This is a genomic window from Pararhizobium sp. LjRoot238 (genome assembly GCF_964252955.1).
In the GTDB taxonomy this organism is placed as follows: Bacteria; Pseudomonadota; Alphaproteobacteria; order Rhizobiales; family Rhizobiaceae; genus Pararhizobium.
In genome coordinates this window covers 154,066-166,313 of sequence record NZ_CAXUPP020000001.1, presented here as the reverse complement: position 1 = coordinate 166,313, position 12,248 = coordinate 154,066, and the positions used below count along the sequence as shown (strand labels likewise).

Sequence of the window (12,248 nt, the reverse complement as noted above, 5' to 3'; positions counted from 1 at the left end):
GATGGATATGAAGACCGCGCTGAAGAACCTCATGAAGAAACCGTCGAGTGCTGTTGGCGCGTCCATGCTGATGGGCTGCGCCGTCCTCCTCGTTGGCTGGCAGGTTCACGCCGAACCGAACCGCACGACCATGCCGGACATCGAAAAGCTGATCCACTACACGACGGTGACGCGAGGCGAGGTGACCGAACACCTGATGACGACACGCGAGGCGATGGAAGCCGTGAAACGGGGCGACCCGATTCCAGCCGGCTCGCATGTCGTTCTCGTCGATTATCGCGACGACAAGGTCTTCCGCTATTTCGTCATGGAGAAAGGGCAGGACTGGGGTGCCGACTATGACCAGGACCGCCGGACGGGCGACTGGCAGTTCCAGTGGTTCAAGCCCGATATGACGATCAACATGGACGAGAACACCGCCCGCTGTCAGTCATGCCACACATCCAGGGCCGACAGGGACTACCTGTATTCCTTCAACGAGATGCGGCGGTTCGAGTTCGAATGAAAGCTCCACACACGACAAAGCCACGTGAATCCTTGCGTGCCACCGGGAGGGTCATCGGGTGAGCAATGTGTTTCGGGTCCGCCTGCTTCTCGATTTCATGGCAGTCGCCCTTCTCATCACCTGTCTTGCCTACTGGTGGCTGGACAACCTCTCGCACGAATTGTTCGGGACAGCGCTCCTCACTCTGGTCGTCGTGCATAACGTCTTCAATCGGCGCTGGTACGGATCGGTCGCCAAGGCCCGGTTTGACGTCGTCAGGATCGTGAACATCCTGATTATCGTCGGCCTGGCGCTCGGGATGACTATCCTGCTTGTGACCAGCTTCCTGATTTCACGCGATCTCTTTGCGTTCATGGCGCTGGATGGCGGGTTCGCAGTCAGGGAAATCCATATGTTCGCGGGCTACTGGGTCATCCTGATCATCGCTCTGCATCTGGGAGCCCGATGGACAGTCGTCATGAGCGTTTTCCGGGGGATGTTGGGAATGACCGACCGGAACCCGGCCCGCACGATCACGCTTAGGGGTGCCGTGGCCGTCATCGCCGTTTGGGGCGTGAGGAGCAGCTTCGAAATGGCCTTCGGCGCGAAACTGATGCTGACATACTCGCTCGACATGTGGGACTTCAATGCGTCGACGCTGGGGTTCTTCGTCAACTACGCGTCGATCGTGGGACTGTATGCTGCCGTAACCCACTACGTCCTCGGTGTAGTTCGCCTTCGCATACGTGCCTTCGGCGCGGTTTAGTAACCGCTAGCTTTGCCGTGCGGCTTCCGAGGCGAAGCCGCACGGCAAAACGGATTACTCAGTGGCCGCCAGCGATGCCATGTCGATGACAAAGCGATAACGCACGTCGGAGCGTTCCATGCGCTCGAAAGCCTCGTTGATCTCATCCATACGGATCATCTCGACGTCCGGCATGACGTTCTTACGGGCGCAGAAATCGAGCATTTCCTGCGTTTCGCGAATGCCGCCGATCGGCGAGCCTGCCACGCGGCGGCGGCCAAGGAGGAATGGCACGCTGTTGAACGGGCTCATCGGGCCGACCTGGCCGACAATGACCAGCGTGCCGTCGACATCGAGCAACGGCATGTAGAGATCGATGTCATGCTTGACGGGCACCGTGTCGATGATCAGGTCGAAGCTCGATTGCGCCTCCGCCATGGCCTTCTCGTCGGTGGAGATCAGAAGCCTGTCGGCCCCCAGTGTCTTGGCATCTTCCGCCTTGTCATTGGTGCGGCTCAGCACGGTGACTTCCGCGCCCATGGCCGAGGCGAGCTTGACGGCCATGTGGCCGAGACCGCCGAGACCGATGACGGCAACCCGGCTGCCGGGACCGACATTCCAGGTCCTGAGCGGCGAATATGTCGTGATGCCGGCGCAGAGCAGCGGCGCGACACGGGTGATGTCGAGGCTGTCGGGCACGCGGCAGGCGAACTCTTCCCGCACGACGAGATGCTTGGAATAACCGCCGCGGGTGATGTCGCCGGTAATGCGGTCGGGTGCGTTATACGTACCCGTATTGCCTTCCCGGCAAAGCTGTTCCTCGCCGCGCCGGCACTGGTCGCAGCTCTGACAGCTGTCGACCATGCAGCCGACGGCCACGTGATCGCCGATCTTGTAGCGCGTGACGTCGCTGCCGACCTCGATCACCCGGCCGACGATCTCGTGACCCGGCACGAGCGGGTAGGCCGTCCAGTTCCAGTCGTTGCGGGCCATGTGCAGGTCCGAATGGCAGACGCCGGAATAGAGGATTTCCATGACGACGTCATTGGCGCGCGGGGCGCGGTGCTCGAATGTGAACGGCACCAACGGTTCGTTGGCGTCCGTTGCTGCGAAACCGGAACTTTTCATGGTTTAGGTCCTTTCTTGAGATTCGTTCGTCGCTATCGTTTGCCGACCTGCGGCCGTAAATGCTGCGAGTAGCCGGCCTCGCGACCTCTGTTGAGGCAAGAATGGCTCGAATATCTTCGAGTTTGTCATCCTACAGGGCCACGTCGGCCCTATAGATTCGAGCCCATGAGCTTGATGGGCTGGGAGCTGCACAATCCTGTGGCCTTGGTAATCAGCCACCTACAACTCACCCATCGTCTGCAGGTCACGCCAAGTGAAGTGTGAAGTCCGTTTCGAAATCAGCCATTGATTGCCCCGGCGAACATATTCGTCATTGTAAAACACGCCATTGGTGTTTCTGGACTTTTTACCATCCACTAAACTGACGAGGACAACGAGGCAGTAGTGCATCGCCGTCGCGCGGTCTCCATCAAGCTCGGCGGTATGCTGGCCATTGATGTGATAGGAGGTCTCGAAGTTGGCCATGAAGCCGGTAAAAGTATCCTGAATTTCCTTGCGTCCTTTGAGCGACGCAAAAAGCTGCCCTTCGAAGTAGGTGTCTACGACCGCGTCTTCGGTGAACAGTAGTGCCTGAGTGGCCAAATCTTTCTGGTCTGCAAGGTTTGAGAACGAGTCGACAAGAGTTTTAAGGGCGGCCTTGTCTTCGAGTTTCTGAATTCGTTGTTCTAGGGTCTCGTTTTGCATGATGTCTCCTGGTGTTGTTCGATGAGGTTAAGATGGATCGATTGGGTCCCGGGCCGTTAGGTGCAGCGGGCCACCTCGTTGGTCCGAAGGGAATGGCGTTCGAACGGCACTAGCGGTACGATGGCGTCGGTGGTTGCGAAGCCAAAGCCCTTCGTGTCGCAGCGCCTTTCCATGCTGTGCTTTGGTGGTTGCTCACGAGGCATTTTGCGGTCTCGTATCGGTGCTGACGATCGTGGTCCCGCGCGGGCGAAGGATGAATACGCCGACCAGCAGAAGGGCGAGTGCCAGCATCACGGACGAACCCGTCAATGCGGTTTCCACGCGCTGGGCGAGCAACTCCGTCCCTTCCAGACCCGATGTGCCGAAGGAGGCGATGGCCACCAGGACCGCGAGGCCAAGCGAACTGCCGGTTTGGTGGGCCACGTTGACGACGCCCGAAGCTGCCCCGGCGTCGTTGCCGGCCACTCCTGAGATGCACGATGAAGTAAGAGGACTAAGCACAAAGCCCTGGCCCATACCGATCAACACCATCGGCAGTCCGATGCCCATCCAGTAGGACGAGCCGCTCGAAACCTGGGCGAGCCAGACCATCCCGGTGAGGCTGAAGATGAAACCTGAAGCCAGCAGGCGGGCATTTCCGTAACGCCGGGTCAATTGTGGGACGACCATGGCCGCCGCAAAATTGATGAGGGTCATCGGCAGAAACGCCAGTCCGGTAATCGAAGGCCGGTATCCCGAGACAGTCTGAAGGAACTGCGTGGTGAAAAAGAAGAACCCGATCATCGCGCCGAGAAAGAGGACGCGCGCAGCATAGGCCGCAGCCCGTTCGCGGTTGGCAAACAGGTGCAACGGCATGATCGGCTGCGTGGCGCGCCGTTCGACCACGATGAAGAGGGCCAGCAGACCGAGAGAGGCAAGGAGCAGAGAGATTGTCCATGCGTCGCTCCAGCCGTGGGTGGCCGACCGGATGAGGCTGTAGACGAGGCCGACCATTCCGATGGTGGAGGTCAAAGCGCCAGTAACGTCGAGTTGCCCAGGTTTGCGTGGCGGTTCGGGAATGTAGCGAAGGGCGGCCAGGATCATGCCGATCCCGATCGGCAGGTTGATGAAGAACCCGACCCGCCAGGACAGCCAGTCGGCGAGAACGCCGCCGAGCACGAGACCGACGCTCGCTGCGATGCCGGCGACAGCGCTATAGTAGGAGACGGCCCGCGTGCGTTCATTGCCTTCAGCGAATGTCGTCTGCAGCAGCGCCAGGGTGGACGGCGCAAGGATCGCGCCGCCCAGCCCCTGAACCGCGCGCGCCGATCATCCAGCCGGGCGTTTCGGCAAGGCCGATGACAACGGACGAAACGGTGAACATCGCCAGGCCGGCGATCAGCATTCTTCTTCGCCCGAGAATGTCGCCGGCGCGAGCGCCGAGCAGCAGGAATCCGCCGAAGGTCAGGGTATAGGCGCTCTGGACCCAGGCGAGTTCGACGTCGGAAAAACCAAGCTCGCGATGGATGTTGGGAAGTCCCGTCAGGACGATCGACGTGTCGAGGACGATCATCACATAGCTGAGCAGTACGATCGCGAGGATCGCGCTCTTGTTGAGCGTCGTGTTCATGGTCGGCATGTCTTTCGCCTTCTCGCCGTGTGTCACGACAGGTACTGCTCGTCTGTGACCTTCTCCATCCAGTCGACGGCCTTGCCATCGAGCGATTCCTGAATGGCGATATGGGTCATGGCTGTTGTCGGCGAGGCTCCATGCCAATGCCGTTCGCCCGGTTCAAACCACACGACGTCGCCTGGGCGAATTTCCTCAACCGGGCCACCGTCCCGTTGCACACGGCCGCAGCCTGCGTTGACCACGAGGGTCTGACCAAGCGGATGCGTGTGCCAGGCCGTGCGTGCGCCAGGCTCAAACGTCACGGCGTTGCCTGCCGCACGGGCCGGATCGCGAACAGGAAAAAGAGGATCGATGCGGACGGTGCCTGTAAACCAGTCGGTCGGTCCCTGGCCCGAAGACTGCGTTCCTGCTCTTTTGATGTCCATGGGATGGTCCTTCCTGAAACTGGCAACGGCGGAGGCCGGGTAGCATGGAAGGACAGATAGCATCGGGCGGGTAATCCGATTAGACGCGGAAGACCGCATGAACCTGTGAATGGCGTTCATCAATACGCTACAAGGCCTACCGCCGTAGCGCCCTTGTCTCCGGCCTGAAAATTGCCACAGGCTCCAGGACGACTAATATGGCACGGGCGGCCTTATGGCGTCATTTTTGCGCAGTGCATCGACGAGAACGGCGAATGCCGGAGAAAGCTGGCGGCGGCTCGGGTAATAGAGGTGGTACCCGGAGAACGGCGGGCACCAGTCGGACAGCACCCGGAGCAAACGTCCGTCTCCAATGTCTTCGCGGACATTATCCTCCAGCACGCAGGCCAGTCCCGCGCCGCTGCGGGCCGCGTTGAGTGCCATGCGCGAGATGTTGAAGGCGAGCGGCCCGTCGACGCGCACGCGAAGCTCGCGACCGTCTTTTTCGAATTCCCAGGCATAGAAGCCGCCATAGGTCGGAAGGCGCAGGTTGATGCAAGCATGCGCGGTCAAATCCTGGGGTATCACAGGCATTGGATATCGCGCGAAGTAAGACGGAGAGCCGACGACTGCCATCCGCATTTCGGGGCCGATCTTCACCGCGATCATGTCCTTGTCGACCTGCTCGCCAAGCCTGACACCAGCGTCATAGCGGTCGGCCACAATGTCGGTCAGGCCATTGTCGACCACGATCTCCACCTTGATATCGGGATAGTCCGGCAACAGCTTTTCCACGGCTGGCCAAAGAACCTTCCCGGCGGCGTGTTCGCCGGCCGTGATCCGGACCGTTCCTGCCGGCTTGTCTCTGAGTTCGGTCAATGCCGAAAGCGCTGCTTCGATTTCCTCAAACTGGGGTCTGATAGTCTGAAGCAGGCGCTCGCCGGCTTCGGTCAGTGAGACGCTTCGTGTCGTCCGCGTCAGGAGGCGAACGCCCAGCCGTTCCTCCAGAAGACGAATCGTATGGCTGAGAGCGGATGGCGAAAGGCCGAGTTTCGCGGCGCCTTTCGTAAAACTTTTCTCCCGCGCGATGACGAGAAACGTACTGAGGTCACTGATGGTGTCCCGCGCCATTTTTGAATCCCGTTCAATACCGCATGCTCATTTTACAACCTAATGCGGTTCTCTCGCTGGTGCTAGATATCATGCACACACGGAACGACTACCGGAGCCTTTGCCCCGGAGCTTTTGAAGGAGTAGGGCGAATGAAGATGCGCAAGCTTGGAGACGACCTCGAGGTTTCGGCTATCGGTCTCGGCTGCATGGGCCTGAGCTTTGGTCTCGGACCAGCTGCCGACAGGCAGGATGCGATCGGTGTGATCCGTTCCGCTGCGGAACGCGGCGTCACGCTGTTCGACACCGCCGAGGGTTACGGACCCTTCATCAACGAGGAACTGGTGGGCGAAGCCCTGCAGCCGATGCGCGATCAAATCCTCGTCTGCACGAAGTTCGGTTTCAAGATCGATGACGAGGGCCAGATCGTCGGTCTCGACAGCCATCCCAATCATATCCGCGATGTCGTGGAGGCATCCCTGAAGCGGCTGCGCACGGACCGTATCGATCTTCTGTATCAGCACCGCGTCGATCCATCTGTTCCGATGGAAGACGTCGCGGGCGCGGTGAAAGACCTGATCGCCGAGGGCAAAGTCAAGCATTTCGGCCTGTCGGAAGCCAGCGCGAAGAACATCCGCAAGGCGCACGCCGTGCAGCCGGTCGCCGCGATCCAGGACCACTATTCGCTCTGGATGCGCGAGCCCGAGCAAACCAAATTCCGGGTCTGCGAGGAACTTGGCATCGGTCTCGTGGCATGGGGTCCGCTCGGTCAAGGGTTTCTCACGGGCCAGATTACCCGTGACATGACGTTCGACGATCCGAACGACCTGCGGAGGGATTTCCCCCGGTTCAAACCGGAGGCGCTTGAAGCGAACTTCAAGGTTGTCGACTTCCTGAGAGAGCTCGCCATCCGTCGGGGCTCCACCCCTGCCCAGATCGCGCTCGCCTGGCTGCTGGCGCAAAAACCCTGGATCGTTCCGATCCCCGGTGGCACCAGGGTCGTGCATCTCGACGACAATCTGCATGCGGCCGAGATCGACCTTGACGACGATGATCTGCGCGAGATCGACGATGCTTTCGCCACGATCGACATTAAGGGCGCACCGCTTTCGGAAGGCCTCGACGCGGCTATCGACCGTTAACGCGGCCTCTCGAAGTCTCCCGCACCCGGCTCAAGCGCTGAAGCGCAATAGCCATCATCAATACGGTCCTGCAGGGATAAAGACATGATACCTTCGCTAAGGTCGTCGAAACCTTCGGATATCGAGAGTGAGATACTGGAACTCTCCCTCGAAAAATTCGGCTGGAAGACGACGGGACAATTCGATCGGTTGGAAGACCTATTCGACGACGACCTCGTCTTCGTCCATCTCAACGGAAATATAACATCCAAACAGGCATGGATGGACGAACTTCGGTCTGGACGGTTCCGGTACGACAGGATCGATCCCGCGGGGGCATCGGTGCGGTCCTACGGGACCATGGCGGTTCTCGTCGGGCGGGCTGCCTTTCATGTGTCGATGGGAGGCTTCAAGGCCACATACAAGCTCGTCTACACCGAGGTTTACGCGAAGACGCCGGACGCCTGGAAGCTCGTCAACATCCACACGTGCTCAGCATGACGAGGCCGCAACCTCCAATACCATCATGACAGAAAGCTACAGCCATGACGAAAGTCCTCATCCTCGGTGCCAACGGTCAGCTGGCGCGCAACACGACCGGATATTTCCTCGACTATACGGACGCGTCCCTGACTCTGTACCTGCGCCGCGCCAATCGCCTCAAGAATCCGGACCCCGGCCGGGTGACGATCGTCGAAGGCGACGTGCTTGATCCTGAAATGCTCCGAACCGCCATGCGCGGGCAGGACGTCGTCTACGCCAACCTTGCCGGCGACATGGCGCAGCAAGCGCGTGTGATCGTCGCCACCATGCACGAGATGGGTCTGAAACGCCTGATCTTCATCAGCTCGATGGGAACGATGTCATTCTGATCGGCTCGCCGCTGTGGAACGTGAGGCTCACCCCTCCAGTTCGCAGCTTCCTGTCCAGCCACGATCTGTCGGGAAAGATCGTCGCGCCGTTCGTGACCTATATCGTCAGCGGTCTGGGGCGGTCCCGTCGGGACATCGAAGAGTTATGTCCGAAGAGTACCATTGAGGCTGGTCTCGCTGTGCTGGGTGAAGACGCGCGGCAAGCGCGGCCCGATGAGTCGCGACCGCGTTTCCGATTAAACTTTTTATGACGCATTCAATTGATCGAGAGGGAACACCGTAAATGCCTACTGGGCGCAATCCGGTCGATTTTCAATCGACCGGATTGCGCTGAATGCCACGAAACAGCAACTTCAATTTAGTTCTGCGGCCCGCATTCTCGTGGGGCTTTTTCCGAATGTCTGGGAAAAAGTGCGCGAGAAGTGCGACGCGTTCTCGAAACCGACTTCAAGGGCAACTTCGATCAAGGACGCCTTGGTTTTGATGAGCAATTGCTTTGCGCGCTCCATCCGCACTCGCCGGTAGACGAGGGCGGGCGAGCTTTTCGTTTCGCCCATGAACAGGCGCTCCAGTTGCCTTCTGGAGAGCCCAACCGATGCAGCGAGCTCCTCGATCGGCAGCCTTCCCTCGATATGCTGCTCCATCATGATCAGCACGGCCCTGATCCTTGGATCCTTGCACTCGATGGAGAGCGGTTTGCGGGTCTGGATGGCAAGGGCGGTTCGCGCCTTTTCGATGTGGAGAACCTCGAGCGCATTTCGCTCGGCTTCCTTGCTGATGTGGCGTCGCACGATCAACGCCGCCATGTCCGCAGCGCTGCTGCCGCCCGCGCAGGATCCCCTTGTCCGGTCGAGATTGAAGATCCGGTCGGACCGAACTTGATGGTCGGGGAAGCGCTCGCGAAACGTATTGTAATGCAACCAGCTGACGCATGTCCGGTGCTCCTTCATCAGGCCGATCTCGGCAAGGATGAAAGAGCCGGTGCAGACGCCGATCAGCTTGACGTTTTTTGTCGATGCCTTTTTCAGGAAGTCGGTCGTTTCCTGGTCGACGGAGGACTCGTTGTTGAGCAGACCGCCGACCACGACGATATACTGGAACTGGCTGGGGTCGACGAAATCCGACGTCGGCGCGACCTTCACGCCGCAACTGGACGTTATCAGATGCCGCGTACTGCCGAGGACTTCCCAATCGGCAAGCACGCGACCCGACCTGTCGAATTCGTCGCTCGCCAGCCGCAGCGTGTCGACGAAGAGGGCGAACGCGGAGAGCGTGAACGACTTCGCGAGCACGAAGCCGATCTTCAGCCGATCGACAGGCGCGCCAGAATCCAACGATTTCATGTCAACTCCACCGCGACGCTGCCTTCATTTGATCTGGAAACCGTGCGCCAAAGGGTCCCGATCGTCTACAAAGATCGTATTGTGGCCGATGATCCTGGCCCAGCCGCCGACACTTGGCTTGATACCGCGGAATGGACCGACGTCAATCCCTTCCTCGATGCGCCCCTCAAAGACCGTGCCGATCAGGCTTTCCTGGCGGAAGGTTTCACCGACATTCAAGCGACCCTTGCCGTGAAGCTGGGCCATTCGCGCCGACGTGCCGGTCCCGCCTGGAGACCGATCGATGGCCTTGTCGCCATAGAAGACAGCCCCACGGCCGTCGGCTTTGTCACTCGTCGGCTTGTCACACCATAGCGCGTGATGAACACCTCTGATTCTGGCGTCGTCCGGATGTTCCGGATCGCAGACGTCGGCCAGTGCGTCCCGCAATTTCACGCTGAGGTTCACGATTTCGCTGGCGGACATGCCGTCCAGTCCCGGCCACCCGTCCTGTGGCTCCACCACGGCGTAGTAATTTCCACCATATGCGATATCGACGACCAGACGCCCGACGCCTGCGACATCGACCGCGACGTCTGCGGCGTGAAGATAGCTTGGCACGTTGAACATCCGCACCGATTCCACGAACTCGCCGAGTTTCTCATACTGAATATCGACGCGACCTGCCGGGGTCTCGATGGAAAGTTGCCCTTCAACCCTCGGAGTTATGAGGCCTTCCTCGATGCCGGCCGTCACGAGACCAATTGTGCCAGCACCACACATGGGCAGGCATCCGCTGACTTCGATGAAGATGACCGCGAAATCGCAATCCTCGCGGTACGCGGGATAGATGATCGCGCCGGACATGATGTCATGGCCGCGCGGCTCGAACATCAGAGCCTGTCGCACCCAGTCATTATCCCGGACGAACAGTTCCCGGCGCTCAGTGATCGGAAGATGCGGAAGAAGCGGAGCGCCCCCTGCAACGAGACGGACCGGATTGCCGCACGTGTGGCTATCGATGCAGAAGAAGCTGCGCCGCATGATAAGACCTTTCGAGTGTGTCAGTTTCCGGCCGTAGCTGGTGTTCTGCGCTGAAGCGCACCACGCGACAGCCTGTCGAGGAAGATCGCGACTGCGACGATGGCAAGCCCGGCGCGAAGACCCAGCCCCATTTCCATTCGTGTCAGCCCGCGCGTTACTTCCGCACCAAGACCACCCGCTCCGACGAGACCTGCGAGAACGACGATGGCGAGCGATAGAAGAATGCACTGGTTCAGCCCCACCAGCAGTGTTGGCGTCGCCGCCGGGATTTCAATCTTGAACAGGATGGCGCGTGGCGATGCGCCGGTGGCCTGTCCGAGTTCAAGCAGGTCCTTCGGAACCTGACTGAAGGCCAGGGTGGTGAGCCTCAGCATCGGCGGCACTCCGTAGACGATCGTGGCGATGATGGCGGGCACCCGGCCGAGACTGAAGATCATCACGGCGGGGATGAGGTACACCCACGGAGGGACTGTCTGCATGATGTCAAGCACAGGACGGATGGCCGCCTCGAATTTCCGGTAACGGGATGCCAGGATGCCAAGCGGAAACGCAATCAACACCGAGATGCACACCGACACCGTCACCAGAGCGAGCGTCTGCATCGATGCCTCCCAGAGGCCTGCCAGGAGGCAGAACGTGAGTGCGATCGCACTGGTCACAGCCACGCGAACATTCACGACGACGGCAGCGAAAACCACGGCAATGATGATGACCGCGTAATAAGGCAGATAAAGCAGGGTCGATTCAATGCCACCCAGCACAGCTTCGATCACCTTGGTCACGGTATCGAAAAAGGGATGGAAGTTGGCATTCAGCCAATCGACGACAGGTGCGAGATAAGCACCGGGCGAGAAACGAACAAGGTCCTGGTCCATCATTTGCCTCCATTGGCACGGCGCGCCGCACTCTGTGTCAGTCGGTCGATCACCATGGTCAGGATGACGATGGCGATGGCTGCGTTGATCGAGGTGGCGATATCCAGCGTTCTCACGGCGCTGTAGATGGTTTCGCCAAGCCCGCCGGAACCGACGATGCCGGCGATCACAACCATCCCAAACGCCATCATCAGGCTCTGGTTGATCCCTGCCATCACGCTCGGGATCGCAAAGGGCAGCCTGATCTTGACGAACATTTGCCACGGCGTCAGGCCGCTTGCCTGCCCGAGTTCGATGAACTCCCGCGGGGTCCTGCGAATGCCCAGCGACGTCAGGCGGATCGCCGGAGGCATGGCGACGATAACGGTGGCCAGAAGAGCCGTTGCCGGTCCATACCCCATCAGGGCGATGGCCGGCAGAAGATAGATGTAAGGCGGAAGGGTCTGGATGAGATCAAGGATCGGTTCGACGAACCCGTCGAACGATTTGACGAAGCCTGCCACGACCCCGAGAGGAATGCCAATGACGAGCGCCATGAACGTGGCCGTGATGACCAGAGCCAGTGTGCTCATGGTTTCAGCCCACAGTCCCATCATCGCGCACCCCAGCAAAGCGAGACCTGCCAGCAGTCCAGCCGGCACGTTGATCAACCGCCACCCAAGTGCCGCCACGACAAGGGCGATCACATAAAACGGTGGAAGCTGCACAAGCCAAAGGACCCCGCCGTAGGTGCCTTCCAGAACTGCCCTGATGCTATCGAACAGCCATGAGGCATTGTCGCTGATCCAGTTCAGCGCGTCGTCTATCTTCTCGTCGAAGCTGTCAGTGATGACCGTCGTGTCCATGA

The 12,248-nt window shown here is 59.8% G+C and carries 14 protein-coding genes and 1 pseudogene; 6 read left to right on the top strand and 9 right to left on the bottom strand.

The genetic code is table 11. The annotated features are described in order from the left end of the window. The first annotated feature begins 31 nt into the window (after positions 1–31). Positions 32–505, top strand: coding sequence for a cytochrome P460 family protein (locus tag ACSQ3F_RS00940; RefSeq protein ID WP_436102005.1), 474 nt, complete (start codon positions 32–34; stop codon positions 503–505). A gap of 58 nt (positions 506–563) precedes the next feature. Further along, positions 564–1,250, top strand: a complete 687-nt coding sequence (locus tag ACSQ3F_RS00935) for a DUF4405 domain-containing protein (protein WP_436098485.1) — start codon at positions 564–566, stop codon at positions 1,248–1,250. Between the two features lie 54 nt (positions 1,251–1,304). Here ACSQ3F_RS00935 and ACSQ3F_RS00930 read toward each other — a convergent pair whose 3' ends face one another. From ACSQ3F_RS00930 to ACSQ3F_RS00910, 5 genes and pseudogenes are all read right to left on the bottom strand, one after another. Further along, the gene (locus ACSQ3F_RS00930; RefSeq protein ID WP_436098484.1) at positions 1,305–2,357 is read right to left on the bottom strand and encodes an NAD(P)-dependent alcohol dehydrogenase; all 1,053 of its coding nucleotides are present in this window, start codon (positions 2,355–2,357) and stop codon (positions 1,305–1,307) included. 219 nt (positions 2,358–2,576) lie between these two features. Continuing rightward, positions 2,577–3,041, bottom strand: coding sequence for a nuclear transport factor 2 family protein (locus ACSQ3F_RS00925; protein WP_436098483.1), 465 nt, complete (start codon positions 3,039–3,041; stop codon positions 2,577–2,579). 192 nt (positions 3,042–3,233) lie between these two features. After that, a pseudogene (locus tag ACSQ3F_RS00920) lies at positions 3,234–4,593 on the bottom strand (MFS transporter). A gap of 89 nt (positions 4,594–4,682) precedes the next feature. Then, positions 4,683–5,078 carry a (R)-mandelonitrile lyase gene (locus tag ACSQ3F_RS00915; protein WP_436098482.1) on the bottom strand — a complete coding sequence of 132 codons (396 nt, stop codon included), beginning with the start codon at positions 5,076–5,078 and terminating at the stop codon, positions 4,683–4,685. 192 nt (positions 5,079–5,270) lie between these two features. Continuing rightward, positions 5,271–6,188: a LysR family transcriptional regulator gene (locus tag ACSQ3F_RS00910; RefSeq protein ID WP_436098481.1), complete on the bottom strand. Its 918-nt coding sequence runs from the start codon at positions 6,186–6,188 to the stop codon at positions 5,271–5,273. A 131-nt stretch (positions 6,189–6,319) separates the two neighbouring features. Between ACSQ3F_RS00910 and ACSQ3F_RS00905 the strand changes: the two genes are divergently transcribed. The 4 genes from ACSQ3F_RS00905 to ACSQ3F_RS00890 all read left to right on the top strand — a co-directional run bounded on the left by ACSQ3F_RS00905 (position 6,320) and on the right by ACSQ3F_RS00890 (position 8,411). Next, entirely contained in the window at positions 6,320–7,309 is a 990-nt protein-coding gene (locus ACSQ3F_RS00905) for an aldo/keto reductase (RefSeq protein WP_436098480.1), read from the top strand. Between the two features lie 84 nt (positions 7,310–7,393). Beyond that, the gene (locus ACSQ3F_RS00900) at positions 7,394–7,789 is read left to right on the top strand and encodes a nuclear transport factor 2 family protein (protein ID WP_436098479.1); all 396 of its coding nucleotides are present in this window, start codon (positions 7,394–7,396) and stop codon (positions 7,787–7,789) included. A gap of 44 nt (positions 7,790–7,833) precedes the next feature. Continuing rightward, on the top strand, positions 7,834–8,160 hold the full coding sequence (locus ACSQ3F_RS00895; protein ID WP_436098478.1) for an NAD(P)H-binding protein: 327 nt from the start codon (positions 7,834–7,836) through the stop codon (positions 8,158–8,160). Between the two features lie 20 nt (positions 8,161–8,180). Beyond that, positions 8,181–8,411 carry a flavodoxin family protein gene (locus ACSQ3F_RS00890; RefSeq protein WP_436098477.1) on the top strand — a complete coding sequence of 77 codons (231 nt, stop codon included), beginning with the start codon at positions 8,181–8,183 and terminating at the stop codon, positions 8,409–8,411. A 102-nt stretch (positions 8,412–8,513) separates the two neighbouring features. Here ACSQ3F_RS00890 and ACSQ3F_RS00885 read toward each other — a convergent pair whose 3' ends face one another. Genes ACSQ3F_RS00885 through ACSQ3F_RS00870 form a run of 4 tightly spaced genes read right to left on the bottom strand, consistent with a single transcriptional unit; the run spans position 8,514 to position 12,246 of the window. Beyond that, positions 8,514–9,503 carry a GlxA family transcriptional regulator gene (locus tag ACSQ3F_RS00885; RefSeq protein WP_436098476.1) on the bottom strand — a complete coding sequence of 330 codons (990 nt, stop codon included), beginning with the start codon at positions 9,501–9,503 and terminating at the stop codon, positions 8,514–8,516. Positions 9,504–9,527: 24 nt separating this feature from the next. Continuing rightward, positions 9,528–10,526 carry a 4-hydroxyproline epimerase gene (locus tag ACSQ3F_RS00880; protein ID WP_436098475.1) on the bottom strand — a complete coding sequence of 333 codons (999 nt, stop codon included), beginning with the start codon at positions 10,524–10,526 and terminating at the stop codon, positions 9,528–9,530. 20 nt (positions 10,527–10,546) lie between these two features. Beyond that, positions 10,547–11,401 (bottom strand): ABC transporter permease, encoded by an 855-nt coding sequence (locus ACSQ3F_RS00875; protein WP_436098474.1) that lies wholly within the window; start codon positions 11,399–11,401, stop codon positions 10,547–10,549. Then, a complete protein-coding gene (locus ACSQ3F_RS00870; RefSeq protein ID WP_436098473.1) occupies positions 11,401–12,246 on the bottom strand; it encodes an ABC transporter permease in 846 nt (281 codons plus the stop codon). The genes ACSQ3F_RS00875 and ACSQ3F_RS00870 overlap by 1 nt, the downstream gene beginning before the upstream one ends. Positions 12,247–12,248: the final 2 nt, after the last annotated feature.